We start from the raw sequence: 26,456 nt of genomic DNA, 5'->3' as shown, positions 1-26,456 counted from the left end.
TTTCGTATCGATAAAAGAGAAACGCCGCTTTCGTTTGCAGTTGGTATCCGGCGTTGAGTCTCAATTTGTTCGACGCGATGTCGGGCTAAGCAAATCGTGATGGACGTTGAATGTGTTGGGGAGGAATAGAACCGAAAAGGATCTTCCTTGTCGCCGCGTTCCTGGTGTTCAGTGATCTGGCAAGCGGACAAGCTCCCGCTCCCATACGGTTGCCTTCGATTTCCGAGACCGTCGATCGCTCCACGACTCCTTCACAGGACGCCTTCACAGGACGCCTTGGATCAATCAGCAGTCTACTGGGCCGGACTGATCGACGAACCCGTGATACCCGTTCAGTGGGTAACGACGAACTCGTTTACCGGTTCCATTACAAACGAGGACAATTTAAGTCCTTTCTATCGCGAGAATCGTCCGCTGAGCGATTTTCGTTCGGACCAGTTTGACACTGGCTCTCGCTTGGCCAATAGCTTCAATATGTTTCCCGAATTCGAAGGTGGAATCAGCATTGTCAGTGACAACGTGGCAATGAAGATCGGCGGCTATGTCAAAGCAGATTTGATCAAAGACTATGACGCGATTGGTTCGACCGATTCGTTCGATACGACAACGATTTTTACCGATGGTTCGCCTGGCCGCAACGCTCGCTTTCACGCTCGACAATCGCGACTCAGTTTCGACACGCGGTGGCAAGTCCAGCAACAAGTCGTTCGCGCGTACATTGAAGGTGACTTCTCTGGAGGTGACGGGCCAAATCAAAGGTGTCAGGAATCTTTGAAGGCGTCTGAGGCCTTTGATTTCTCTAACAAAGAGTCCTGACACGAATGGCACGGGCGTAAGCTTAAGCTGCTGTGGCGAAACGGTTTCGGTTCGGGTTGCGTGGTGTCGTCATCAGTTTGTAGTTCTTTTGCCGGCGTTTGAGTTCTCGTTTTTCTTGACGCCCTGGGCGGTGTCCCACGGTTAACTCCGAGATCGTTTCAAGCAGGTTGCCCCACTGTTCTTCTCGCCGCCCCGACCGCAGACGCAAGCTCGATGCGAACTCGTCGATTGCCTGCATCGCGCCGGCGAAGCTCAGCCGCGTTGGGCACTGCTTGAATTTAAGGGCTGACGCCAGCATCGCTGCTCGCACCAAATTGAAGCCGATCATGTGACAATGAATTTCTTTACGAACCATTTGCGGACTCTTGCACCGGAGGTGGTCCATTTGCATCTGTGATTTCAAGCTGCGAATGTGCAGTTCAACTTGCCATCGTCTGCTGTAAAGACGGGCAAGCTCTTCGGCCGGGTAAACTTCGGCATCGAGCAAGGTTGTCGCCAGCGTGATCGCGCGCGTGCGAAAGCCCAGTTGCTCGACGCGATACGTTAAGTGCCGAACGAAAATGAAATCGGGATATAGCCGGTACTCGTCGCGGTTCATCCAGTTTGGTCGACCGGGCTTGGGATAAGCGACCAATTGATCGAGACAGCCCTGCTTGAGTCCGCGGCGAAAGTCGACCAAACGAAGCTGATGCACACGAGCGACCAAGTCGATGCCGCGCATCTCGCTCTGCGCCAACAACCAAAAGCTGGCGTAATAGCGATCGGCAAGTAGGATTCGGCCCGGCAAAACACGATCCAGAATGCTTCGCAGCAGAGATGTCTCGCCCGTTTGCTTTCCTCGGAACGGACCCAACGCAACGAAGCCGATCGCGCCGGTGGCCAGCGAGAAGACTCCGACCATTCTCGCGATCGGAAATCCGCATCCCGGCCTCTGGCTCTTCATCTGCGGATACGCCTGTTGATTCGCATTCGTGTCGGCCATCGTCACCGTCCAGCCATCGACCATTTCGACAATGCGCCCGCGGAACAGCCACGCATCATTGGTTGCTTGTTCGCACCGCAGTGCCGTCCAACTCAGCAGTCGCTCGAAGAGTTCTTCAGGTAGTCGGCAGCGCGCTTTGCAGTAAGACGTGGTCTCGCTACTGACTCGCATCAGTCCGCGGGCAACACGCCAAGCGTTGAACCGCGAGACGGCCTGCTGGCAACTGTGATCCGCTGAGAGAACTTGTGAAATGAACATCCAAACAACCACCATCGGGTTATAGACACGATCTCGAAACCCAAATTCGAGTTCCTCGCAAATCCGTAGCACTTCAGTTTGGGGAAGCAAGAAATCAAGTACCAGTGAGGAGACAGATTGCAGCTTGCGCTGCACATCCGAAACCGATTCGTTAAACTCAGGACGCATGGCAGGACCTCGTTGGACGGTTGACGTTTACACCTTCCATTCAACAGGTTTCTGCCATGCATTTCATCCGTCGCAGGCACGACAAATGCGTGCGTCCTTTTGCTATCACTACAGCTAGCGCCAGCAAAAACCAAAACGAACTACCCGTCGTTGTTCAACCTTTACGCCCGTGCCATTCAGTCCTGACGCCTTTTCGATTCCTACGCTTCCTGTAGTGGCTCGTTGAAGGCGGGCTGAGCGCCCGGTGGCGTGGTTTGCCGGTCGGTCGGAGCAGAACGCGTGCGATTTCCAGCTCGATGGCAGTGGACTCGGGTAGCGGTAGCACCAACGGTGCCGACTGATACCCACAAAGTCCATCCGTTGAGTTTGAACCGCGTGGGCAACGCCCCACGCGTTGTTGCGACTTGAGAAACGCGGTCCGATGGTCACGCGGTTTGACGACTTGTGGGGAATCGTCTGGCACCGGAGTGGGCGTTCGAGCCTGTGAACTACCGCGGACGGTCAAAGCACTCGTTTGCTCCGGCTGACATAAAATCGGTGTTGATTCTTAGGTCGGTGAGTAGCAATCGACTGCTGATTCGACTGGATTCGTATATCACTGGCAAGCCGCTGCCCGGATGAGTTCCGCCACCGACTAGGTAGACGCCGTCGAGTTCTTCGAATCGATTGTGTGGCCGATTGTGCAGCATCTGGCCCAGATTGTGTGCCAGGTTGAACGTGGCTCCTTTGTAGATCGAGTAGTCGTTGTGCCAGTCGTCAGGCGTGATCCGATGCTCGAATCGAATCTGATCACGAATGCCATCCAACCCAATCGCGGCTAGCTTGTCGAGCGTCAAGTTTCGGAAACGGTCCGACTCGAGGGACCAATCGACATTCTCGTGCTGGTGTGTGACGGGCACCAAGACATACAACGCGCTTTGTCCGGGCGGTGCCAGCGACATGTCGGTGATCGACGCATTTTGGACATAGAACGATGGATCGTCGCTGAGCACGTGGTCGACTTCGATCTCGCGTAAGTTTCGTGCATAGTCTTTGGCGATGTGAATGTTGTGATGCGGCAGGTTTTCGTAGACGCCGTCGATGCCAAGGTACAGCATGAATGTGCTGCATGAGTATTTCTTCGCCGCTAACTTCTCATCACTCCATCGTTTGCGAAAGCTGTTCGGAATCGTGGTCGTGATCCAATTGGCAAAGTCCGCATTGACGACGAAGGCATCAGCGTCGTAGCGGTCTTGGTCGGTGTGTAGCGCCGTGACGCGGCGGTCCTGCATTTCGACCGACGTGACGGGTTCGCTGAGGTGAATTTTCACTCCCATTGATTCGGCGATTTCTGCCATTCGTTCGCTGACTCGGCTGCATCCGCCGTGCGGATGCCAAACACCGTGCTCGTATTCGAGAAACGACAGGATACTGAACAGACTGGGGCACTGGTACGGCGACATGCCTAGGTACTTGGCTTGGAATGCGAACGCGATCACCAATCGTGGATCGAGAAAGTAACGTTCGAGTTCTGTGCCAAGCGATCGCAGTGGATGCAGATGCGGCGCGGCCGCCAACAGCGATGGCCGCATCAGATCCAGTACTGAATTAAATGGCGATTCAAGGATCGGCCGAAACTTGGCAAGCTTGACCCGATTGTCGTCCATGTATCGCCGCAGGGCGCCGACATCGGCGGGCGAGATCTTCGCGATCTGACGATCCATTTCGTCCATGTCGGCCGTGCAATCGAGTTGTCCGCCGGCGGCAAAGGTTAGTCGATATTGCGGATCCAGCCGCGTCATCGGGATCTCCTCCATCAGGTCGCGACCGACTGATTGAAAGATCTCTGCGAGCACTCGCGGGTACAAAAAGAAAGTTGGTCCGATGTCGAATCGAAATCCGTCGGCTTCGATCGCCGACGTTCGCCCGCCCACTCGGTCGGCTCGTTCAAGCAGCGTCACATCGCAACCAGCGTGCGCAAGTTGCATCGCCGTTGCCAAGCCGCCCGGGCCCGCGCCAACCACTACGACTTTGCGAGCAGACACGGTCGACATTCCCAAACAAGAAGAAGTCTGTGGGTGAAGGGCAGAACGATCTGTAATCGTAGGGCTAGAAGCCGCCCTCGGCGATCCCCGAATTGATCTGATCCAACACGATTGACTCGATATGCACGTCCGTAAACGTTTCATCCGGTACATCTTCACGGTCGGCAACCGCGCGCGCGAGATTGACTACCTCGATGATCGAATCCACATCGAACGGTTGGTTCAGGCGGTGTCCATTCGGCGAGTTCGCGTCAGCAATGTAGACCGGCGTCAAGACATCCTCGAAATCGAACGAAGTGGTCCGGCCGATTTCGACCGAGCGGCGCAGGCGAGACAGTTGTTTGGTGGTCTCGGCTGCTACTTCACTGCTGGCGTTTTTTTGCGCGAATGCATCGACCGCATAAAGTTCGCCCCACTGGATCACTGGCATCCGTTGCAGCCGCTGCAGGATGCCGGCCGATTGCCAGTTCTCGTACTTGCCGCGTTGCATCTCGTCGACCAATTTGGTGACCTGCTTGATCACCTTGGACTTCTCGTCCGGTTCCAGCAAACTCTGTTCGAGTTCGGGGATGTAGGCATCGCGCAACGTCCGGATCGCAAACTCGGTTCGCTTTTGAAACAAGTACCACGTCGAAACACCACAGAAGACAAAAAACGCAATCCCCAGTAACGCTCCGCCCGCCAAGCAGGCCGGCAGCCAACCGGGGCCTTCCGCAATCTCCTCGGCCGTCAATTCGTGTACCGGTGGAGTTTGCTCGTCGGTCGGTTGGGGCGATTCAGTCACGGGATTCTGTTTGCGTCTTTGTCGGTGGAAACGACGTCTTGCCGGAACGTGCAAGCCGCGACTTGGTTTCGACGGGTCAGTCCAAGAATTCGATCTTTAGAATCTTGAACTTTAACTTGCCGGCCGGGGCGTCGATCTCGGCCGTCTCGCCAACTTTTTTGCCAATCAACCCTTGCCCGAACGGGCTGGTCACCAAGACCTTGCCGGCGTTGACATCATCTTCACCGGCGCCGACCAGCGTGAACTGTTCTTCGTCACCATAGGCCACGTCTTCAACCGTAACGGTACAGCCAAAGACAACTTCGTTCTTAGGCAGCGACGCGATGTCGATGATCGAAGCGCGGGCGATTTTGTCTTTGTGCTGCGCGACTTTGGCCGCCAACATGCCTTGGTTTTCTCGCTGAGCGTGATACTCCGCATTCTCTTTCAAGTCACCTTCGGCGCGTGCCTCGGCGATTTTTTCAGTGCAGATATCAATTTCCGATTCCAAGCGTTCGATTTCGGCCTTGATTTTGTTGTAGCCGGCTCGTGTCATGGGTACCGATTCGATCATCCCACCATTCCTAAAGTTTTTTGACGTTCAACAAAAAGAAAACCTTTCCCGGTGCAGAGAAAGGTTTCTAGATTTCAGTTTACAGCCGAAACGAATGTTTGGCTCAATCCAACATTGTCGCTGCTGGCCGCTTGCGTGTAAAGAGCGGCGTCAAGACAGCCAGGTTCGTGCGGTTTTCTGAATGCCGCAGCTTTCTATCGCAGTGCCCTCACTCGGGCTCCTAACGCAGGGCTCGTGCTCGCGGAGTCCAGTCGCTGATCGGTTCCTTTTCCGCCAGCCGCAGCTCGCTTTCGCAACGCATATCGTTGTCCTCGCCTCGCAAGCGAACGTGGACGACGACGTCTTCCCCGTTGGGAATTTCATCTTTCCACTGGATCGGCACGTGCAGACCGGAAACCGGATGCTGGCGGACAAAGGCTTGGATTTGCCAGCGGTCGAAGTCCCATCGCCCAATCATCGCGTCTTCGCTGGGCCGCGACGGGTCCAGGACGACGACCGACAGTTCGGCTTCGATGTCAAAGTCGGCAATGTCGACCGGGCGTCCCGTCGCATCGATCGCATTGACTACGATCACGGCTCCGTCCAGTTCGCCATCGGTGTGATGGCCGACCGAAAGGACCGGGTGAATTTGCAGTTTCTCGGGCAAGCCCTGGGCGGCCTGTAACGCATCGGGCAGCATGATCTGGCCCGGCGGTTTGGCTTGTTTTCCGTCGAGTGGTGGTGGCAGCACTTCGCCCTCTTCGATCGGCGGAATCATCAGGTCTTTCTTGCCAGGCGGAACCGGGCCACCGGGTGCTGGCAAAAGGAATGATTCGTCGATGTCGTCGGCGTGGATGTCATCGGTATTCGGTGTCGAACGAGGATCCGGCACAGGTGACGGTGCACCGAGTGGTTCAGGATCGCGAAGTGCGTTGGGATTCTTCGGTTTTGGTTCGGGCAGAATGCCTTCGTATGAATCGCCATCGGACGTTTCCTCGCTCGTTTCATCATTTCGCGCGCCCATCGTGTCCGGATCGATCGTACCTGCATCGACGGGGTCGCCCTCGTCAAACATTGGCATTTCGTATTCGTCAGCTTCCAGACCTTCGCCCATGTCGAACATCGGCAAGTCGGCAGCGGGATCGGCGTAGGGTGCCGGCGGCAGCGAATTTCGCATTGAACTAGCTGATCCGCCGAGCGCGGCCGGATGATCATGCGGTCGCATCGTCGACGGAGTGGGGACTCGTGCGGCGGCGACTTTGCGTTGATATTGTTCCAACCGGTCGCGCAGGATGCGGTTTTCGTAGTCCGCTTGGTACAGTTGGTCTTCGAGTACTCGTGATTCCGACATCATCCGCTGGGCGTACACGTCGCGGTGAGCACGGTTGCTGCAACCGGCGGCAGAAATCAGCAGCAAAAGTCCACATGCCAGCCCGGACGCGATCGCAGGGATCGGCGCAGAGGATGAGAGACGGCAAGGATTCGCTGTACACACCGGCGAGATCGTCAAACTTGTCAGAAACTGAGAAACAAAACTCAAGTCTCTCGATTAACAAGCCGACGGGGCCGAGGTCAACGTCGTTTCGGCGACGCTAGCGGGTTGCTAGCTAGTCGCGGCTGCCGACAGCAGGTCCTGGAACCGTTCGAACAGGTAATGGCTGTCGTGCGGGCCGGCAGCGGCTTCCGGATGGTATTGGACGCTGAATGCCGGGTGCTTTTTGTGACGAACGCCTGCGACGGTATTGTCGTTTAGGTTCAGGTGAGTGATTTCCAAGTCATCAGGCATCGAGTCCGCATCGACTGCGAAGCCATGATTTTGGGTCGTGATTTCGACTTTTTTGGTCGTCAAATCTTGCACCGGCTGATTCGCACCGCGGTGCCCAAACTTCAACTTGAACGTTTTTGCACCGCAGGCAAGCGACAGCAATTGGTGGCCCAAGCAAATGCCAAAGATCGGCGTCTTGCCCAGCAGTTCGGCGATTGTCTTGATCGCGTAGTCCAGTGGTTCGGGGTCGCCAGGGCCGTTGGATAAGAACACACCGTCGGGATTCAGTTTCATGATGTCGGCCGCGGACGTGTTGCCCGGAACGATCGTGACGCGGTAACCGCGCGACGCGAAGTGACGTGGAATGTTCCACTTCATGCCAAAGTCCATGCAGACCACGTGAGCACCGTTGCCGGAATCGACGGCCGAACCAATCTGGGTTTCGGTCCAAGCATCAAGCCGCTCGTCCCAAGTCGTCGTTGCTTTACACATCACTTCTTGAACGATGTCGCGGCCGACCAAGCTAGGAGCCGCTTTGGCTTTCGCAACTAGCGACGCGTCGTCCAGGTCTTCGGTCGACAAGACACCACGCATCGCGCCAGCGTCGCGAATGTGTTTGACAAGCGCTCGTGTGTCGAGACCGGAAAGACCGATGACGTTGTGCTTCTTGAGATACGAATCCAGATCGGTGTTCGAACGATAATTGCTGTGGATTCGGCTCAGTTGGCGAACCAAGAAACCGGACAGAGCTGGAACGCTGTGTTCGACGTCTTCATCGTTGATGCCGTAGTTGCCGATCTCGGGGTAGGTCATCGTGATGATTTGGCCGCGATAGCTGGGGTCGGTCAGGATTTCCTGGTACCCTGTCATCGAGGTGTTGAAAACGACCTCGCCGGTCACTTCACCAACGGCGCCGAACGATTCGCCGCAATAGATCGTTCCGTCTTCGAGAGCAAGTTTTGCGAGTGGCATGAGAGTCCGCGGGGGGCGTTTGATGGGGAGCAAATTTCCCTGCCAGTTTACGTGGAATCTCTATTTTTGATAAGAGGCAGCGTCTAACGCGTGTAAATGTCCGGATACACGAATTCGGGCTCTTGGTGCGGACACAGGTATACAAACGTTTCCGACAACGTTTTGCCGTCCAATTGCAGGGTCGCCTGGACCTCCATTGGCGCTTTTTCCTCGGGTTCCAGGGCCAACGTCATCAACCAATCGCCGGTTTTTGTCTTCTGCAAATCTTTGCGTATCGCCTCGCCACGAATCGTCTTGACCTGAATTTCGACGTTGGCTTTGGAGTCGATTTTGTCGATCTGGCCACCCGCGAAACGGACTGACATTTCGATCGATTTTCCCGATCGGTCAATTTCTAGCGACGTCGCCCGGGCCACGTTGGACTCGTCACCGTGGTCACCGCGAAAGAAGTCGACGGTGTATTCCAGACGCAGCGGTTTGTCAGTCGTCGGTGGTTGGTCCGGAATCCAGTACGCCCCGATGTTATCGATCCCCTCGTGGGCACCGGGCAACTCGAACAGCTCGACTCGACCGGCGCCCCAGTTCTTGGCCGGTGTCACGAACACGCTAGGACGTTCGTTGTACTTGGCGTTGTAGTCGCCAAAGTGAAAGAAGGACGTGTTCCGTTGCATCACTCCGTAACCGATCAACTTGTCGGTTGCAAAGGTGCTGACCGATGGATACGGCGAGCGAGAAAACGCACGCCACGTCCAATCGCTGTTTTTTAAGTCGCCAGTTCGAATCAATAAACCATCCGAATCGTGACAGGCCGGTCGGTCATCCTTTGGCGGGCCTGCTAAGCCGTCGCCCCAAATCCACATGCTAGTTAGCGGCGCGATCGCTAACTTTTCGGGAATGCGGCGAAAGTGCAAGGACGCTTTGACAGAGACCCGAGTCTGGTCGGTGCCAGGTTTCAAAATGAACTCGTAAGCACCCGCCACTGACGTGCTATCTAACAACGCACGAATGGTGATCGACGTGTCGCCAGGTTTCGGCTGATCAACCCAGAACGCGCGAAAGAAAGGAAACTCTTCGGCGCCATCGGTTGCAACATTGACCGCCAAACCTCGCGCCGAAGCACCGTACAAGGATCGTTCGCTACGACCACGAAAATAGCTGGAACCTAGGAACGTCAAAAACTCTTGGGCTGATTCATTGCCGATTCGCCCGGCCAACTTGATTCCCGCATGACCAGCACCTGCGATCGAATCTAAATCAAGATCCGGAAGGTCGTAGTTGAAGTCGTCCGTCGAAAACGGAATCAATCGGTTCTTGTCTCGCTCGGATGCGAACAACCACACCCGATCTCGCTGTACAAATCCTTGGTGAAACGTCTCCATGCAAAAAGGCGAATCGTTGTCCCACCAAGTTGCTTTTTCATGCTTGTAAGAAATCTTGACGTAGTCGTCATACCTAAACGCAGCCAGTGCTGGCGGGATCGGACCACGATTGACAAATTCGCGAGCGGCCGTGTCGCCGGCGAGTGAATCCAGATCGCTGAACGAGCGAACTTGCGAGAAAGTCGAGACTTGTTCCAGCATCAATGCCGAGGGTGATCCAGGTGATTCGGCCGTCACTTGGCCTCTCACAACGTTGCTTGCGAATAACGAGATCAGCAAACAAACCGTTGTTCCAATACGCAGGGGAACGCATGACTTGAGCTGACAGGGACGCCTATCGCATGCCGTTTCGGTAACAACGTTCTTTATCTTGTTCAATTGGTTCATCTCTAATGTTTATGTTTGCGATTGCAGATCCGCATGGGAACGGAGTGCGGATTCCAAATGCAATGCACGCAGCGTCTTTAGGTCTGCCAACAGTGCCGAGCGAACTTCCACCGGGATGTTGCTCGGACCGCCCTCGGCAAACGCGGCTTCGATCGCCTTGGATTGACTTACCGACAGCTCGCCGTCACCACCAGTTGTTGATTCGATTTGACGGTGTAACAGATGAAATTCCGGGTCATGAATCACCGTTTCGAATAGTGACGGTCGATCAATCAGCGATTCCGTCGCCGCAATTCCGTACGCGTGATCGCGATCCATTAGGATCGCCGGCGGTTCGATTTCTTCCGGAATCAACAGCATTCCCCAGCGTTTGAATCGGCGACCCATCTTGCCGCTGCCCATGACGACGGCAAGCGGAATCGACAGCAGTAAACCGACCAACATCGGCGAAAACCAAATTAGCAACTGGGGGGCGGCGTAAGCGGTCAAAGCCGTGGCGATCAAACCGACCAAAGTGAAAACGGCAAACTGGCGGATCGCTTCGGTCCAGCGCACGCTATGTTCGCTGCGCTGTTGGGCGGACCACTTGATGTTTCTACCCAGCAACGTCGAAATCACGAACCGCGAATGAAACAGAGCCATGATCGGTGAAAGCAATATTGAACACACCATTTCAGCAAATCCACCGATCCACGTTCTCGTCACGCCTCCAAAACGCGAACGCAATTCCGAGTCCGCGGTGATCGACACGAGAGCCAGAACTTTCGGAGTTAACAACATGGCCATCGAAATCACAAACAAACCCAGTGCGTCAATCATCGGTTTCGACATCGACTCGATTGGGGTGACATGCATTCGATCGATCACCGTCCCCACGATGCATAACGCCGTAAACGCCAACCAGATCGGCGAAGCGACGTACGCCATCACGCCCGAGGAAAAGTGGAATCGAGACAGCGGATGAAACCCTTCGCTGATCGCAAGCCGAGCGTGTTGCAAATTACCTTGGCACCAGCGGTTATCGCGAATCGCGTAGTCGGCCAGCGTCGGCGGGCATTCTTCGTAACTGCCACCCAGATCGGTCGCCAATTCGACCTTCCAGCCTGATCGCAGCATCAACGCTGCCTCGACAAAATCGTGACTCAGGACTTCGCCACCCAGGGGAGCTTTGCCAGGCAGGATCGGTAGATCACAGTGCTGGAGAAACGGAGCGACGCGAATGATCGCATTGTGCCCCCAGTAGTTGCCCTGGCTGCCTGCCCATGCAGCAAATCCTTCGACAAAAACGCGTCCGTAGGCAGCCGATGCAAATTGTTGCACCCGAGCGAACAACGAATCGCGACCGATTGGTGTTGGCGGAACTTGCAGGATGCCGATCTGATCGTCCGAGTCCATGCGACGGACCAATTCGATCATCGTTTGCCCTTCGACCAAACTGTCGGCGTCCAGCACGATCATGTAAGGATAGTGGCTGCCCCAACGCGAACAAAAATCAGCGATGTTGCCTGCCTTGCGCGCGACGTTCTTACGCCGGTGGCGATAGAAGACCCGAGCCTCTGGGTGCGCGTCCGTCAGTTTGCCCCAGGCTTGTTCTTCCTTGAGCCAAATCTCGTGATCGGTCGTGTCACTAAGGATATAGAAGTCAAAGGTGGTCGCATTGCCCGCCGCAGCAAGTGAACGCAACATCGCTGTAATCCCCGCGAACACTCGGTCAGGAGATTCGTTGTAGACCGGCATCAACACCGCCGTCGACGACAAGGCATCCCTATCGACGATCGCGTTGTCGTCGGTGCGGCAGGTTTTGTTGCGCATCGGCGTGTTGCGAATCAATCGCATCCATCCCACAAACGCCAACAGAAACGAGAATGTGATCCAGCCGAACAGCAACGCAAACGCGGGAATGCTTGCCAGTTCGAACCCATTGGTGCCCGAACCACCGGCAACGATGGTTGCGTACTGCCATGACGCAAACGTGGTGACCAACACCGTCGACGTAATCACGCCGACGCGAGTGGCAAAAATCGGCTTAGCGATCACGAGACCTCGACGTCCTGTACTGAATAGCGACGAAATGGATTGATCAAACGGCTCGGCGTGGCTTTCGTCATCGGTCGCAGGTTCTCAACGGGAACGACCGTTCGTCGTGACTTCAATTGCTCGATCCGCAAGTCGATCGCGGTTTCAAGAGCAAGTCGATCCAGTGGCATCGTGGCTTGCCGTGCGGAACCCGAGACCGATTGATCGGCTGCACGGTCAACGACTTGCCTTGCCAGAGTGATCGCGTCGGGTTGGTTCAGGCCGCTTCGCAACAAGTATGAAACCGATGACTGAACGGCTCGCATGTAGGTTGGATTTCGAAGCGCGTGGTTGGGGCCAGGTATATCGATCCGCAATTGCGTTTCGGTGAGATCCGCGGCTGGTAGGTCAAGCGACGGCGCGCGGTCACTTTGGTCGTGCATGGTCATTGAATAACAACCTTTCACTCAGACAGTGAGAAGAGAGAGGAGAAGAGACTAGTGAGTGTTTCGTCTTTCGACGCAGCCGTCTAGAACATCAAAGCGCGTGCCAATGTCTGGACGTAGGCTGGCAATCCTTCTCGGGCTCGATTACGCCTAGCCCGCGTAGCCACCCTTACGAGCTGCAATAACCCATTAAAGGTGTGCGGTTACACTTTGCGGTTGTTTTTTGGTGGGAATTTCGGCTAACGAATGGGCAAGGGAGAGTAATGTGGCCGTAGAATTCGGTATTAAACGTTTCGAATTCAAACAAAGTGAACGAGAAACTAATCTCGAAGAAGTTTTGTGCTGCATGCAAAGTGACCACAGCGGCTGATGGTTGAGCAGCAGACCATCCACGTTTGTGCCGAGCGAGTACTTCCGACCCATTCCCACCCGCCCTACAAGAATGCGATTGCACTTGCTGGTGAGAGGCCAGCACGACCTGCATGAGGGTTCTTCCCCCCTTTAGAATGGAATCGCCTGTGAAGCGTTCCAAATCCGCAGTCTCGCGGCGTACCTTCCTAGCCGGAGGGATTGCTATACCATTGGTGGCCAGCGGTCTGTTTCCTGGCTCCTCACTGGCTGATCCCGTGGTCCGATCGAATCTGAATTCAACCGGATCTGGCAAACCGGATGGTGACTCGAATGAAGAGTTCCTTACCGACCTGCAGCGGCGTTGTTACCAGTACTTCATCGAAACCGCCGATCCATCCACTGGATTCATCCCTGATCGGGCCGCAGCAAACGGTTCGGCTGCCTCGGATGTCGCCAGTAGTGCGGCTTGCGGCTTTGGCTTGACCGCTCACTCCATCGCCGCTCGCAAAGGTTGGGTCGCGCGTGCCGAAACGCTGCAGCGAACGCGTCAGTTACTTCATTCGCTGGTTCATTTGGCCGAGCACAAAAGTGGTTTCGTGTACCACTTCTTTGGTTGCCGCGACGGCGCAAGGATGTTGGGCAGCGAAGCATCGTCGATCGACACGGCTCTGATGATCGCCGGTGCCATGTGCGCGCAGGTGACGTTCGCCGACGATCATGAAGTCATCGAATTGGCGGATCAACTTTACCGCCGTGTCGATTGGACGTGGATGCTTGGCGACAACGATTGCCTGCACATGGGTTGGACACCCGAGGCAGGGATGCTGCCGTACCAGTGGGATACGTTCAGCGAGCTGGTGATCTTGGTCTTGCTCGCGATCGGTGCTCCGAATCATGCAATTCCGCCGCGGTGTTGGCAGGCCTGGAATCGTGGTCGGGCATTGCATTTTCAAGGCGAGAGCTTCTTAAGCTATCCGCCACTGTTCGTGCATCAGTATCCGATGGCGTACTTCGATTTCCGGCGTCTGCGTTCGCCGAGTGGACGCAGTTACTGGGACAATTCCGTGCGCGCTCACCATGCTCAGATTGCGTTCATGTCGGAACTATCAAATCGAAATCCAAAGAACTTCGCGCATTACGGAGCTGATCTTTGGGGGCTGACCAGCAGCGATAGCGTCAACGGATATCGTGATTGGGGTGGGCCGTACGAAGACGATCGGTATGAACCCGACCGCGGAATCGATGGCACGGTCGTGCCGAGTGCCGCCGGGGGAGGGTTGGCAATCGTGCCGCAACAGTCGCTGTATACACTGCGCCACCAACGTGATCAGTTCGCCGACAAAATCTACGGTCGCTATGGTTTCGTCAACGCTTACAACCCAGCGACCGGTTGGATCGGAACGGATGTAATCGGTATCGACACAGGGATCACGTTGGCGATGGCCGACAATCTCGAATCGGGCGGCGTGTGGCAAGCCTTCATGGCTCACCCGGCTGCAACACGAGCGTTGCAGTTGGCCGGGTTTACTTCGACGGCCTGATTTGGGCCACTGTACCGTTCGTCGTTGATTACAGGTACTCGCGGTTCTTCACCAATCCGGGCATTGGGATGCTGTACAGGCCTTTGTCGTTGGGCATCAATGGCGAGTCGCCGTCCATCGTCAATTTGTCGATATTGGGTGCGAATTCGTGATCGTGCTTCATGAATTTCGCCAGTGTGATTTCTTGACCGGTGTGCGCTGCCATGCGTCCCATCGATGTCACGGCGCTTGCCATCACCCCACGTTCGACTTCGTTGTACGGACGGTCTTCTCGGATCGCATCGATCAAGTCGACCCATTCCAAATCGTACGGGTTGGGTTCCGGTTGAGGGAACGCCCAAGTCATCTTGTCTTTGGTCATCGCTTGGTCTGAAAACAGTCGGCTCTTCGCCGGTGTGTGCGACGCCGTCGAGATGATGCCGGTGCCTTTGGTGCCGTGGGCAAAACTCGCGAACTCTTGTTTGCATCCCGGCACCGTGCGTCCATCGACAAACAACTTGGCACCGTCGGCGAATGTGTATTCGATCGCGTAATTGTCAAAGTTTTGGTCGACACAGTTTTCGCGATAGTGACGTCCACCGATCGCGATCGCTTTTTCTGGCCAAGCGTTTTTCATCCAGCATGACTCGTCGATGTTGTGAATCAAAAAGTCGCTGACTGCGCCGCCGCTAAGCCACAGGAATCCGTGGAAGTTCTTGATCTGGTGGTGCAAGTGCGGCATCGATCCGTCGTTAGGTTCGACGGCCGCCGATGCCGTTTTGCCGGCCATCCGGTACGCACGCAACATGTGAATGTCGCCGATCTCGCCACTTTGGATGCGGTCGAACATTTCCATGCGTCCGCGACAGTGACGACACATCAGTCCCACGGCGACCTTCAAGTTTTTCTCAATCGCTTGCTTGTTGATTTCAAGCATTCGCACCGATGTCGGTGCGTCGACGGTGACCGGTTTCTCCATGAAGACGTTCAGCCCCTTTTCGATCGCATAGCTGTAGTGCACCCAGCGGAATCCGGGCGGCGTTGCCAAGATCACGACGTCACCCGGGCGAAGCTGGTCCATGGCTTGGCGATAGGCGTCGAAGCCCAGGAACTTGCGCTCGTCAGGCACGTCAACTTTGGCACCGATCTTGTTGTGGCCCGATAGCGCGGCGTAAGTGCTGTCGAGATTGCGCTGAAATACATCCGCTAACGCCACCAACTGGATTGGTCCATTGTCGACTGACAACGCGTTCAGCGCAGCGCCGGTTCCGCGACCACCGCACCCAACTAAGGCGATGCGGATGGTGGAGTCTTCGCCGGCGTGGACATTCGGCGCGGCCGCAGAAATCATGGTTGTTGCAGCCGCGACACGGCCAGTTGTTTTCAGAAATTCACGGCGAGAGTTTGGTTGAGTCATCGGTGGGACTTTCAAAAGGCGGGAGAGGCAACAAAGCAAATCACGTGCATCGTGATCACGTTTAATCTTGGTCAATCTGTAGCGGATCGCATTTGTCCCACTTCGCCGCACGTTCTTCGGCGGTGGGTTCTTGGTAGGGACGGACAACACGGAATCCGACGCCCAGGGCGTCGGTGTGATACCAAATGCTGCGTGGAAGCTGTGGATCTTGGTCCTTCCATTCATCGCTGGATCCTTCCCGAGCGGCGCTGCGAAGAATGTCGGGGCTGTCATCCCAGCCGCCACCACGGACGACTCGCGGATACAAAGTCTTCGGAACGTTCAACGGGTCAACCGACTTGGGGTGATCGGCGAAAAAAGTCGGATCGTATTGGTCCAAAACCCACTCGGCAACGTTGCCGTGCATATCGTAAAGCCCCCAAGGGTTCGGCTGTTTTTTGCCGACTTCGTGATACTCATCGTCGCTGTTGTCGTCGTACCAGGCGTGATCGTCGAGCAATTCAGGGTCGTCGCCAAAGGAATAAGCCGTCGTCGTGCCGGCTCGTGCAGCGTGCTCCCATTCGGCTTCGGTGGGCAGTCGATAGTAGTGCCCGGTTTTGGCAGATAGCCACTGGCAGAACGTCCGCGCGGCGTGCTGAGTCATGCAGATCGCCGGATAGTCGCCCTTGCCCATCCCAAAGCTCATGTCGGTGTAGGGTTCGGTCGGCTTGGAAATACCGTCGACCAAGACGTCTCGTTGGGTGGCATCGACCGACATCATTTTGCGTCGCCGTTGGTCAAGCTGTTCGCTCCAGCAATCGTATTGGTCCCAAGTGACTTCGTACTTGCCCATCCAAAACGGCGACACGGTGACTTCGGCTTGCGGCCCTTCGTCGTCCTTGTGTTCGGCTTCGGTTGACGGCGAACCCATTTGAAACGTTCCGCCAGGGATCGGCAACATTTCAATCGATAGATCCGTGTGCTCAATCGCCTCGGCATAAGGCTGCATGGCGACTGGTTTCACCGGAGCGACGGGGGCGTCCGCGCGAGCCAAAACGCAGGCGGCGAATGTGCAGAGCAGTGCGCAAATTTTCTTCATGTTTGAACGAAAAAGTGTGAGGTGGGAACCGTACGAAAACAAGTTCGGAATATCACTCTCCCGCGGGGCGGGATCGGTGATGTTGAGCATTGTCAATGCCGGAGTTATTTCCAAACAAAACCTTACGACGTGACGGTGGCGGGGCGGTGTTTTAGGAGAGCAACGCAGCGATGGGGTCACCGTCGCCGCCAATTTTAAAGGGGCGTCCACTCGGTGAAAAACGTTCCACGTCTAACGGTAATCCGGCCGCCGCGGCGATCGTCCGATTGAAGTCGGATACCGAGACCTTGTCTTTGTTGACGCTGACACCCTGTTTGTCGGACTCGCCATAGACTTGTCCTCCCTTGATGCCCGCACCAATCAACAGCGACGAAAACGCACCGGGATGGTGATCGCGTCCGGCATTGGCGTTGATCTTTGGCGTTCGGCCAAATTCGGTAGTCAGCACGATCAGGGTCTCTTTAAGCAGTCCGCTCTGATTCAGGTCTCGCATCAGCGTGCTGAGGGCCGTGTCGAGTTGCTCGGCTTTGGTGTTGAGTGAAGTGTACAGGTCCTGGTGCATGTCCCAGCCACCGAAGTTGACTTCAACAAATCGGGCTCCGCCTTGTACCAGTCGCCGTGACAGCAAGCAGGCTTGCCCGAGCGAATTGTTGCCGTACGCGTCTCGTACTTTTTGCGTTTCCAGCTTGATATCGAACACCTTCAAGTGCTCGCTGCCCATCAACCGCCGAGCTTCGCTGTAAAGTTGGTTGTAAGCGTCGACGCTTGCGTTGGCGCGACCGCTTTGGAATTGGCTGTCGAATTTAGACGCTAGCGCCAAACGTCGTCCGAACAATTCGTTAGGTAAGTACTTGGGCAAACTCGTGTTTTGCAAACCGGCGGCGGGGTTCGGGATCGGAACCGGTGAATGGACGGCTTCCAAGAACCCGGCGCCGGGGTGTCGATTGCCGCCACCCACCAAAAAGTTACCTGGCAGTTCTCGGTTCAAACGCCCTTGTTCAGCGACCATCCATGCACCCATCGCCGGATGCTGGATGCTGTTGATTTGTTTATAGGACGTTCGCATCAAGTACTTGCCCTGGTCGTGCGCGCCGGTTTCCGTGCTAAGCGACCGTACAACCGCGATTGCACCAGCCAAATAAGCCAGCTTTGGAAAGCGGTCGCCAAACATTACTCCCGGTACCCGTGTCTGGATCGGTTTAGTCTCGCCGGCTTCCTCGACACCAACTTTCGGATCAAACGTGTCCAAGTGGGACATTGCTCCGTCCATGAACAAGTAGATGACGTGTTTGGCTTTGCCGATTTTCTGGGCCGCAGCTTGGCAGGGCTCGCCAAACAGACCGGGTGACAAAGCCGACCCGGCAAACGAGACGCCGAGCGTTTGTTTGGCGATCGTCCGCATGAAGTCACGGCGCTCGTTGACGGAGAAGTCGGGGCAAGCCATAGATCGTTTCTCGAAAGTGATTCAGGTTTTGTTAGGAGCGCGACGAGTGCCAGCTACTGGACGAATAGGAACTCGCGAGTATTCAGCAGCGCCCAGATGATGTTTCCATAGCTGACGCCGTCTTGGCGAGACCGTCCAAGTTCTTGGGCGGCCGCTTTTCGGTCGGTCGGGTTGGGATAGCGTGCCAGAAGACTTAGAAAAATCGCATCGATTCGATCTCGCGTGTTTTCAATCGCTAAGACTTGGTCGACGATCGACGAGCCTTCTTCGAGCATGACGTGAGTGATCGGGCCGTTGAACATTGCCAGGATCTGAGGCACAGTCGCATCGGTTTGCGAACAGTTGATCGTTTCGCGATCGCCTTGGCCGAACTGTCGCAGAAAGTGGTCGGCAGCCACGGGCGACGGCAATTCGCTAGCCCTGGCAAGAATGTTGCCTTGGTAGGCATGCTGGTTGAGCGTTCGGTTGTAATGGTTGCGGAAGTACGTCTCGCCAAATTTTTCGCTCTGGCGTTTGAACGAATCGTAGTTCGCTTTTTCGAAATTCACTTCCATGATCGGAGCCATTTCTTCTGCGGTCGGACGCTGGAACGGCCACGGGTTGGCGACCGCAAGCGTCAGGATCGAATCCCAAACCTGCTCGGCAGTCATACGGCGTAAAACCGGACCTTGAAAGTAATATGGCGTGCCGCTGGTCAGTTCATAGTCGGTCGCTTCGCGTTGGTACGTCTTGCTGTACAGCACCGTTCGCATGAACTCTTTTAAGTCAAAATCGTTGCGGATAACTTCATGGCTCAAAAAATCCAACAGCGGTTCATTCACGCACTGGTTTTCGTCGCGGAAATCATCAATGGGGTCGACCAAGCCGACGCCTAAGAAACGTTTCCACAAGCGGTTTGCGATCGTTCGCGAAAATTGAGGATTGTCGGGGCTGGTCAGCCATGCTGCGAACTGTTCTCGCGGGCTAGCCTTAGCCGCCGATGAAGGGATTTTTCCCCACAAGACCTCCGGTTCAACAACTTGCTTCGGCTTTGCGTCTTCATAGGCATAGTCGTGAGGAAGTCTCAGTTTGGCCGGAACTTCTGATACCGAGTACATGTTCGCTTGAGCCAAGCGTTGGAAAGGCCCTGGGACTTTACCTTTGTCATATTTCGTTTTGGCTTCGCTGATCAACTTGGCCGCTGGGTTGCCGGATTCGAATCCTGGGTCGCCCTTTCTGAGTCGTGTTCGTGTTCCGGCGGTGAACGCAGCCAATTGGAAGAACTGATATTGGCTCCATTGATCGAACGGGTGGTCGTGACATTGCGCGCAACCGATCTGAGTGCCTAAGAAGACACGAACCGTGTTGTCGATGTAGGGAAGCGGCATGCCATCATCGCGCAGTTGGAATCCAGTCGCCGGGTTGTTCCAAACTTTGCCGTCTGCGGTCAACATTTCGTACACCCATGCGTCGTACTTCTTGTTGGTGCGAATGGTGTCTTTGACGTAACCCAAATACGGATCGGCAACGTTGTTCGTGGTGGGGCGTTCGACCAGTCGCAGCACGTCGGCCCAAAAGTTGTAGAAGTTGCTGACGTAATCGGGACTGCTAAGCAATCCGTCGATCAAGACCTCGCGTTTCTCGGGATCGGTTGAACTCAAAAACTCGGTCGCTTCGGTTAGCGTTGGGATGCGACCGGCAACGTCCAAGTAGACGCGGCGCAGAAAGATCTCGTCGCTGGCGATTGGGTTGGGTGTCACTTTTTCCGATCGCAATTTGTCTTCGACCAGCGAGTCCAAGCGGTCGGCGGATGATGCCACAGAGGATCGCGATGAAGCGTTGACGGCCGCGACCTGCATTTTCAAAGGAGTACGGTCGCGGACGCTGGCCGGCAAATTGATCTTGGGCGCTTTCTTCGCGGCCGGCTTCTTGCCGCCGGATTGAGCCATTAGCGGCGCGGTGGTCAGCGACGCAGTGGCCACCGACACGATGACGATCGCGATGATCTTGATGGCAGAAACAGTGTTTGTCCGGCGCGAGTGACTTTGTGGGAACGGCATTGCACGCGATCGCTTGAAAAGTTGGCTCAGGAAAAGAAGGGAGGACGTAGCACCCCTGTCGTTCCATTATGATAACCGCTTCTCCGTTGCGAAGGATGCTGTAAAAAGTGATCGTGGACTGCTTCGTCGTCGGAAAGCCATTCGGGCGAAACCCGTTCGCGGTCGTTTTGCCGCCTTGCCCCCCGCTCCCCTCCTGCATTTGAGATTTCACTGTGAACCGATGTTTTTCGAACTTCTTGGCTTGTCTTTCATTTTTTTCGGCAACCGCGGTTTTGTCGCTGCCTGCCGCGGCCGAGGCACCGAAGCCGCAGAAGTCGGAAACGATGCAAATCAAAGCCTCGGCCGATCCTGAGGGTTGGATGATTTATGACGGCGACACGTTGGTTGCCGGCTACCGAGTCGAAAGCAATGGCAAGCCGATCGTGTACCCCGTCATGGGGCCAAGCGGGCAAGAAATGGTGCGTCGGTTCCCGATCGATGACGCGATGGAAACTGAAAAGAAGGATCACCAGCACCATCGGTCGATGTGGCTGACGCATGGCGAGGTCAACGGCTTTGATTTTTGGGCAGACGAAAAGAACGAAGGCGATACCGTTCATCGCAAAGGCACCGCGACAATGACACCCGACGGAGTCGCCGTCATCGTGACCGAAAACGATTGGATCTCGCCGGAAGGCAAACGAGTGATGTCGGACACTCGGCGAGTTGCATTCTTCAAGGCCGATGGCAGGCGTTTGATTGATTACAGCATTGTGTTTCGAGCCACCGATGGCGACGTGAATTTTGGTGACACTAAGGAAGGCACATTCGGAATCCGTGTGGCTGGCACGATGAAGGTCGATGCAAAACTTGGCGGCGTGATCACGTCAGCCAATGGACTTCATGACGCCGAGGCTTGGGGCAAGAAAGCTGCCTGGGTCGACTACTCGGGCCCCGTCAACGGCAAGACTGCTGGCGTGACGATCCACGATCATCCACGCAACTACGGATTTCCGTGCGCGTGGCACGTGCGAACCTACGGTTTGTTCGCCGCCAATCCGTTCGGCGTGTCCCACTTTACCGGTGGCCCGCACACTGGCGGCGTGGATTTGAAGGCAGGCGACGAGATGCAGTTGAGCTATCGCGTCGTGCTGCACGATGGTGGCTTGGATTTGGAGACCGCAAAAGCGGACCAAGAGAAATTCGCAAGCGAACCTGTGCCGTCGGTACAGTAAGCGAGTTGGTATGCATTAAATCGCGTCAACGGTTTACGTTCGTAAGAGAACCGTCCTCCGTTGTGCGTTGATACGTCTAACCGCGGCGGATTTCGGAACCTTTGAATCGGACTTCGATGTGGTAGATGTTTCGTTGTTTGTAATGAATTTCGCCGGTTTCCAAATCGAAACGCGTCGGCGTGTTGTGTTTGGTCACGTCGATCGTCGCGTGGAATCCGCGTTCGGAAAAAACATCGATCAGCATCGACAGTGCGTTGGGTTTTTCCCAGATTGTGTTCTCGGAATTGATGCTCGCACGGCCCGAGATCGCGTGAAGCAGAATGATCGGCATCATCTTTGTCTCGATCTGCTCGACGACTTGGTGGAACAGTTCGGTCTGCTCGATTTCGTAGTTGTCTAGCCGGGTGACTAGGTCGCGACGGGCATGGCTGACGATTTCGCTCGCCAGTGGAATCTCGCGTAGGGTATGGAACGTTCGCGGATCGAGTTCAAGCGAGCTTTGGTATTCCAGTTCGTGCAGGATGTTTTCCTGCACGACTTCCAGCGGTGCCTGAGCGTTGATGAAGTGGTAGTGAAAGATTTGTTTCAAAGACACCAACGCGTCGTAGGTTCGTTCCTTGAAGACTCGGTATCGGTTGCGGGCCAGTTCTTCGTTAAAGTCGGTCGGCCGCTCTTCGACCTTTGTCGTCTCGGCGCCTTGTTCGGCAGCAATGTTGTGAGCGATCGTTTGCCGGCCGCGCTTGATTTGTCGGGCGACACTTTCGGCTTCGTCGACGAACAGCAAAATGATGTGAAAGATCGGCTGTTTGAAATGCACCACGTCGGGCGAGTCGGCGAATTCGCGGCGCAGCCCAACCATTTCGTCGAACAGCAACTTCAAGCATTCGACTTGCACTTTGGTGCGTGGAAAGCCGTCCAGCACCGCACCGTTTTGGTACTTGGGATCCAGCAATTCGCGAAACACGATCCGCACCGCTTCGCGATCGCCTACCATGCCGCCGCGGGCCTTGATCGATTTCGCTTCGGGGCTGTTTAGCAGTTCGCTGACGACGATCGGAGCAGTCGAGATGTCGCGGACACTGCGGATGAAGTCCGTATTGGTGCCCTTACCGGCGCCGGGGGCTCCGCCCAACAGGATCAATTCTTTGGGGAACCGCATTGCCGATCGCCCGCGTTCGTCTTGCATCTCCTTCCAAACGGAGTTGAAGATCAACTGAGCGTCTTTGACTTCAAGATCCGCCGAAGCGGCCTTCTTGATTGACGGAGGCAGAGAATTAGGCACGTCGTTTCCATCGCTGAGGGGGCTAAGCTATCGGGGTAAGCTTAGTCGCGACGTGTGCAATTCAAAGGGGATGCGGCCCGCGGATTTTCGGCTTGGCCATCATCGGATTCGCGTTAGGCGACGCGAACGTTGTTGCAGACCTGATTCAGCACACCTGCACGGCGAATTGCGGGGACCAATTCATCGATCATGGCGGCGGTCGGCAGGTCGCCGTCGAGGATCAATCGCGACGCGTCGAACGAAATGTTCAGCCCGGCTACGTGAGGCCCAAGGTTGCGGTCAAATCGAAGCACGCCATCGATGCGTTGCAGCAATTGTTGTTCGCGATTCTGGATTTCGATCGTTGTCATGGTCATTCTCCCACAATCCAGCGACGACAACGCACTGGAACGTGAATCGGAAATGCTAAGTGGATTGAAATGAGACCGGTGCGGCAGAAAATGCCACGGCCTCAATCAAACAATCGCGTTCATCTATTCGTTTACTTGCTGGTTAAGCAAGGTCAAAAGAAAACTTCTCTGTCGACGTATGTTTTCGCAAAAAGGGTGTTTTGGGAAGCCGTCTGGAACGAATACGGGGAAATAGTCCACCGAAGCGGGTGTTCGATGGTTCCCTGCGACTGTTAGCGAGATCTAGCCTAGGAAGCCGCAGAAAAGATTGGGCAGAAACTCATTTCGTAACAAGTTTGGTTGCCGGGAAGGCTGGTTGCCGGGAAGGCTGGTCGACGCGGGCGCTCGTCGCGCAAATGAATCGTTCGGAAAGAAATCGGGATATCACGCTCCCGCAAGCGAGAGTGTGAATTTGAGGGAGTGAACGCCGGAGCGATTTCCGAACAAGTCCAAAGGAAACCGGCAGAGGATCCCGGAGAATCATCTGCTGCCAGAATGTCTGTCGCGGCTGTTCCGGTCGGGTTTAATTGCCGAACGGGTCATCCATTGCACTGCCACCACCGAACGGGTCAGCGCCACTGCCACCGAACGGGTCTGCACCGCCACCAGCACCGAATGGATCCGCACCGCCGCCGGCCCCGAACGGGTCAGCAGTTGTGCCGAATGGGTCGGTGGAACCAGGGTCGAAGGGGCTCTTCTCTGCCGGGTCTTTCGTCTCTGTTTCGGCGGCCAATTCTTCTGTTGGCTTGCGGTCGGGTGCGACAATGAACCTCGGCAATTCCGAATCGATCGGACGCAGGCACTGCACCACGCCCGACTCGCCAACTAAGTACAAGCGATCGGTTTGCGTGTTGGGCAGCAGGTGGCCGGGTCGCACATTGGCGAACGTGCCGGTGGTCTTGCCGGTTTTGACGTCGATCACCGACAACGAGCCGCCCATCGTTCGAACGAACAATTGGTTTCCGAATCCGCCGAGCATCTGGTCGACGTTGGTGACTGGCTTGTCCCAGCTCAAGTCGCCATTGTCGATGTTCATCGAGAATAACCGGCCATAGGTCGACAACATCATCACTTGCTCGCCGATCACGAGGGGCTGGTCGTAGAACGGTTCCCCGAACGGCACCACCCACATCACGTCACCACTGCGAGTAGCGCGAAGGGCGTAGGCCTGGCCGGTGTCGGATCCGAAAAAGAATCGGTCGCCTGATGCTGCCGCGATTCGGCCAGACACTAATCCGTTCGTGTTTAGTCGAAACAGAGTCGACGGTTTGCCAATCAATTCCATCACGTACACGAAACCGCGATCAGTCGACCAAGCGGTACGTGAAGAGGTTGGCGAAGTCGTCGGCGGCGCCATTGCTTGCCCTGCAACGATTTCCAGGAACGGGTCGATCGTGGGATCGGAAAGCGGATAGCCTTCGATTCCGCCACCGACGGTCGCGATCATCGCAAAGTCGCCTGCATTGATGACGCCAAACTGAGGTGCGTTTCCGGTTCGGTCTTGATAAATGATTGTGCCGTTGGATGCGTCGATTTGGATCAGGTTTGCTCCGTTGACGACCGTGACGTATTTTTCGCTGACGCCAATTTCACCAAAGTGCAATCCTTGAGTGCCGACCTGAGCGATCCAGATTGGTCGACCAGTCTCAGCGTCTCGGGCTTCGAGTGTGCCGTCGTCGGCAAGCGAGTACAGAACGACACGCTGGACTTCGGTCGTTCGCATGGTCGCTTGGATTCCACGTCGCTTCATCCGGCGAATCTCGTTCGACGCCAATCGCTCGGCTTCTTTCTGGTCGATAGAGACGCCACGTGCGTTTGGCGTGCCGACCGCAATCCGCATCAACACCTTCGCTGTGTCAGCTGATTTTGGTTTGCCAGCGACCGGCTTCGCTTCCGCACCGGGGCTTGGTTCAGCATCATCCGTCGCTGCGGGGACAGTCGCCGTGGCTGCGGGGGCTGCGCCGGCGACGATCTCGATATAGACGTGCGGCGATTCGCTGTGGACGAATATTTTTTGGTCGGCAAGTGAAGCAGCGCCGACAGGTGTGGGGATCGTTCGCTGCCACGCTTCGACAAGGCCCAAGCGACTGGCAACGTTCGCCGTCATCAACGCCTCGTCAGCGGATGAAAGGTTAGCAGAAATAGAGGCGGCCATAAACAGACCGGCCAGGGCGAAAGTGCGATGCATAGCGGTTCGCGTCAGAACGAGAAACGAAAGAAAAGGATCCAGTGTCAGTCTAACTAACCCCTGCGGTGCCTGCGAACGAAACACCTGCGGATTCCTTGATCTAACGAGCGATCGCAACGATTGAGCCGAAAAGTCAGATCGTCGTTGTTGTCTTCGGCGAATTTTGTTCCCTCAGGCGGTAAAACGTTGGGACATAGGGCTGTGGGGCTGCTGTTGGCCCTGTCGCCGTTCATGCCAGCGGTGCAGTCGTCGTGCGAAGGGTGCGCCCGAAAACGCTATCCTATTTCCGGAACTTCCGTCATTTCCTGCCCCCCCGAAACTCTCTGACCCCCGAGAACCACTGATGTCCCGTTTGCTGATGATTGTTGGCGACTTTGTTGAAGACTACGAAGCGATGGTGCCGTACCAGATCCTGCTGTGTGCCGGTCATTCGGTCGACACCGTTTGCCCCGGCAAGAAGGCGGGCGAATCCGTGGCGACTGCAATCCACGACTTCGAAGGCCATCAAACGTACAGCGAGAAGCCCGGCCACCGCTTTGCAATTACCGCCGACTTCGTTTCGGTCGATCCAGCCCGTTACGATGGATTGGTCATTCCGGGCGGCCGTGCGCCAGAGTATCTGCGTTTGGACGAAAACGTGCTGGCGATTGTGCGGCACTTTGACGACACCAAGAAACCGATCGCTGCGATCTGTCATGGCCCGCAAATCCTTGCCGCCGCTGGTGTCTTGGGCAGCCGAGCCTGCAGTTGCTATCCCGCGGTGGCGCCGGAAATCACCGCTGGCGGCGGCACTTACATCGCTCCGGCGGCAACGATGGACTCGGCTCACGTCGACGGAAACCTCGTGACCGCTCCGGCCTGGCCCGCGCATCCCGCCTGGATGCGAGAATTCATGAAGCTGCTTTAGCCGCGGCGCCGAAGTCGTGATTCGTAAGGCAACAGGTGACGCCTAAAGTGGGAATCCAACGGCGGAACCCGCCCTTTTCCTATGCCACGTTTGCCAAT

General features: G+C 55.9%; 20 protein-coding genes. 4 read left to right on the top strand and 16 right to left on the bottom strand.

Translation table 11 applies throughout. The features are described from left to right. Positions 1-276 precede the first annotated feature (276 nt). The gene (locus tag Poly59_RS22780; RefSeq protein ID WP_146536410.1) at positions 277-816 is read left to right on the top strand and encodes a hypothetical protein; all 540 of its coding nucleotides are present in this window, start codon (positions 277-279) and stop codon (positions 814-816) included. Between the two features lie 22 nt (positions 817-838). On the opposite strand, the gene Poly59_RS22775 is transcribed toward Poly59_RS22780, so the two are convergent. From Poly59_RS22775 to Poly59_RS22735, 9 genes are all read right to left on the bottom strand, one after another. After that, the gene (locus tag Poly59_RS22775) at positions 839-2,224 is read right to left on the bottom strand and encodes an IS4 family transposase (protein ID WP_146536409.1); all 1,386 of its coding nucleotides are present in this window, start codon (positions 2,222-2,224) and stop codon (positions 839-841) included. A gap of 488 nt (positions 2,225-2,712) precedes the next feature. Further along, on the bottom strand, positions 2,713-4,392 hold the full coding sequence (gene crtI / locus Poly59_RS22770) for a phytoene desaturase family protein (RefSeq protein ID WP_146536408.1): 1,680 nt from the start codon (positions 4,390-4,392) through the stop codon (positions 2,713-2,715). Continuing rightward, on the bottom strand, positions 4,313-5,032 hold the full coding sequence (locus Poly59_RS22765; RefSeq protein ID WP_146536407.1) for a hypothetical protein: 720 nt from the start codon (positions 5,030-5,032) through the stop codon (positions 4,313-4,315). The genes crtI and Poly59_RS22765 overlap by 80 nt, the downstream gene beginning before the upstream one ends. Positions 5,033-5,108: 76 nt before the next feature. Then, positions 5,109-5,585 (bottom strand): transcription elongation factor GreA, encoded by a 477-nt coding sequence (gene greA, locus Poly59_RS22760; protein ID WP_146536406.1) that lies wholly within the window; start codon positions 5,583-5,585, stop codon positions 5,109-5,111. A 220-nt stretch (positions 5,586-5,805) separates the two neighbouring features. Then, positions 5,806-7,104 carry a hypothetical protein gene (locus Poly59_RS22755; protein WP_146536405.1) on the bottom strand — a complete coding sequence of 433 codons (1,299 nt, stop codon included), beginning with the start codon at positions 7,102-7,104 and terminating at the stop codon, positions 5,806-5,808. A 63-nt stretch (positions 7,105-7,167) separates the two neighbouring features. After that, positions 7,168-8,301 carry a glutamine-hydrolyzing carbamoyl-phosphate synthase small subunit gene (gene carA, locus Poly59_RS22750; protein WP_146536404.1) on the bottom strand — a complete coding sequence of 378 codons (1,134 nt, stop codon included), beginning with the start codon at positions 8,299-8,301 and terminating at the stop codon, positions 7,168-7,170. Positions 8,302-8,384: 83 nt separating this feature from the next. Beyond that, positions 8,385-9,917, bottom strand: coding sequence for a glucan biosynthesis protein (locus Poly59_RS22745; RefSeq protein ID WP_246151868.1), 1,533 nt, complete (start codon positions 9,915-9,917; stop codon positions 8,385-8,387). A 159-nt stretch (positions 9,918-10,076) separates the two neighbouring features. Continuing rightward, positions 10,077-12,104: a glucans biosynthesis glucosyltransferase MdoH gene (mdoH, locus tag Poly59_RS22740; RefSeq protein ID WP_186776457.1), complete on the bottom strand. Its 2,028-nt coding sequence runs from the start codon at positions 12,102-12,104 to the stop codon at positions 10,077-10,079. Next, complete coding sequence (locus Poly59_RS22735) at positions 12,101-12,532, bottom strand: hypothetical protein (RefSeq protein WP_146536401.1); 432 nt, start codon at positions 12,530-12,532, stop codon at positions 12,101-12,103. The genes mdoH and Poly59_RS22735 overlap by 4 nt, the downstream gene beginning before the upstream one ends. A 515-nt stretch (positions 12,533-13,047) precedes the next feature. On the opposite strand from Poly59_RS22735, the gene Poly59_RS22730 reads away from it, so the two are divergent. Continuing rightward, positions 13,048-14,421, top strand: coding sequence for a glucoamylase family protein (locus tag Poly59_RS22730; RefSeq protein WP_390621513.1), 1,374 nt, complete (start codon positions 13,048-13,050; stop codon positions 14,419-14,421). Positions 14,422-14,449: 28 nt separating this feature from the next. On the opposite strand, the gene Poly59_RS22725 is transcribed toward Poly59_RS22730, so the two are convergent. The 4 genes from Poly59_RS22725 to Poly59_RS22710 form a co-directional block, all read right to left on the bottom strand. After that, a complete protein-coding gene (locus Poly59_RS22725) occupies positions 14,450-15,817 on the bottom strand; it encodes a Gfo/Idh/MocA family protein (RefSeq protein ID WP_146536399.1) in 1,368 nt (455 codons plus the stop codon). 61 nt (positions 15,818-15,878) lie between these two features. Then, complete coding sequence (locus Poly59_RS22720; protein WP_186776456.1) at positions 15,879-16,895, bottom strand: formylglycine-generating enzyme family protein; 1,017 nt, start codon at positions 16,893-16,895, stop codon at positions 15,879-15,881. A gap of 151 nt (positions 16,896-17,046) precedes the next feature. Next, complete coding sequence (locus Poly59_RS22715; protein WP_146536397.1) at positions 17,047-18,339, bottom strand: DUF1501 domain-containing protein; 1,293 nt, start codon at positions 18,337-18,339, stop codon at positions 17,047-17,049. Between the two features lie 53 nt (positions 18,340-18,392). After that, positions 18,393-20,378, bottom strand: a complete 1,986-nt coding sequence (locus tag Poly59_RS22710; protein ID WP_146536396.1) for a DUF1549 and DUF1553 domain-containing protein — start codon at positions 20,376-20,378, stop codon at positions 18,393-18,395. 212 nt (positions 20,379-20,590) lie between these two features. Between Poly59_RS22710 and Poly59_RS22705 the strand changes: the two genes are divergently transcribed. Continuing rightward, positions 20,591-21,592, top strand: a complete 1,002-nt coding sequence (locus Poly59_RS22705; protein ID WP_146536395.1) for a DUF6807 domain-containing protein — start codon at positions 20,591-20,593, stop codon at positions 21,590-21,592. 76 nt (positions 21,593-21,668) lie between these two features. Here the strand turns inward: Poly59_RS22705 and Poly59_RS22700 are convergent, their stop codons facing one another. The 3 genes from Poly59_RS22700 to Poly59_RS22690 all read right to left on the bottom strand — a co-directional run bounded on the left by Poly59_RS22700 (position 21,669) and on the right by Poly59_RS22690 (position 25,451). Continuing rightward, a complete protein-coding gene (locus tag Poly59_RS22700; protein WP_246151867.1) occupies positions 21,669-22,874 on the bottom strand; it encodes a nucleoside monophosphate kinase in 1,206 nt (401 codons plus the stop codon). Between the two features lie 113 nt (positions 22,875-22,987). Beyond that, the gene (locus Poly59_RS22695; RefSeq protein ID WP_246151866.1) at positions 22,988-23,224 is read right to left on the bottom strand and encodes a hypothetical protein; all 237 of its coding nucleotides are present in this window, start codon (positions 23,222-23,224) and stop codon (positions 22,988-22,990) included. Positions 23,225-23,786: 562 nt separating this feature from the next. After that, entirely contained in the window at positions 23,787-25,451 is a 1,665-nt protein-coding gene (locus Poly59_RS22690) for an outer membrane protein assembly factor BamB family protein (RefSeq protein WP_146536394.1), read from the bottom strand. Positions 25,452-25,794: 343 nt separating this feature from the next. On the opposite strand from Poly59_RS22690, the gene Poly59_RS22685 reads away from it, so the two are divergent. Further along, positions 25,795-26,358: a DJ-1/PfpI family protein gene (locus Poly59_RS22685; RefSeq protein WP_146536393.1), complete on the top strand. Its 564-nt coding sequence runs from the start codon at positions 25,795-25,797 to the stop codon at positions 26,356-26,358. Positions 26,359-26,456: the final 98 nt, after the last annotated feature.

The sequence above is a fragment of the Rubripirellula reticaptiva genome (assembly GCF_007860175.1).
Lineage (GTDB): Bacteria > Planctomycetota > Planctomycetia > Pirellulales > Pirellulaceae > Rubripirellula > Rubripirellula reticaptiva.
This window is presented reverse-complemented; position numbering and strand designations above follow the sequence as displayed.

Coding starts and splice junctions, on each gene's coding strand:
- Poly59_RS22735 (WP_146536401.1), bottom strand. CDS start 12,532: ATGACCATGCACGACCAAAGTGACCGCGCGCCGTCGCTTGACCTACCA.
- Poly59_RS22725 (WP_146536399.1), bottom strand. CDS start 15,817: ATGACTCAACCAAACTCTCGCCGTGAATTTCTGAAAACAACTGGCCGT.
- Poly59_RS22690 (WP_146536394.1), bottom strand. CDS start 25,451: ATGCATCGCACTTTCGCCCTGGCCGGTCTGTTTATGGCCGCCTCTATT.
- Poly59_RS22715 (WP_146536397.1), bottom strand. CDS start 18,339: ATGGCTTGCCCCGACTTCTCCGTCAACGAGCGCCGTGACTTCATGCGG.
- carA (WP_146536404.1), bottom strand. CDS start 8,301: ATGCCACTCGCAAAACTTGCTCTCGAAGACGGAACGATCTATTGCGGC.
- Poly59_RS22710 (WP_146536396.1), bottom strand. CDS start 20,378: ATGCCGTTCCCACAAAGTCACTCGCGCCGGACAAACACTGTTTCTGCC.
- Poly59_RS22685 (WP_146536393.1), top strand. CDS start 25,795: ATGTCCCGTTTGCTGATGATTGTTGGCGACTTTGTTGAAGACTACGAA.
- crtI (WP_146536408.1), bottom strand. CDS start 4,392: ATGAAACGTTTACGGACGTGCATATCGAGTCAATCGTGTTGGATCAGA.
- greA (WP_146536406.1), bottom strand. CDS start 5,585: ATGATCGAATCGGTACCCATGACACGAGCCGGCTACAACAAAATCAAG.
- Poly59_RS22720 (WP_186776456.1), bottom strand. CDS start 16,895: ATGAAGAAAATTTGCGCACTGCTCTGCACATTCGCCGCCTGCGTTTTG.
- Poly59_RS22775 (WP_146536409.1), bottom strand. CDS start 2,224: ATGCGTCCTGAGTTTAACGAATCGGTTTCGGATGTGCAGCGCAAGCTG.
- Poly59_RS22695 (WP_246151866.1), bottom strand. CDS start 23,224: ATGACAACGATCGAAATCCAGAATCGCGAACAACAATTGCTGCAACGC.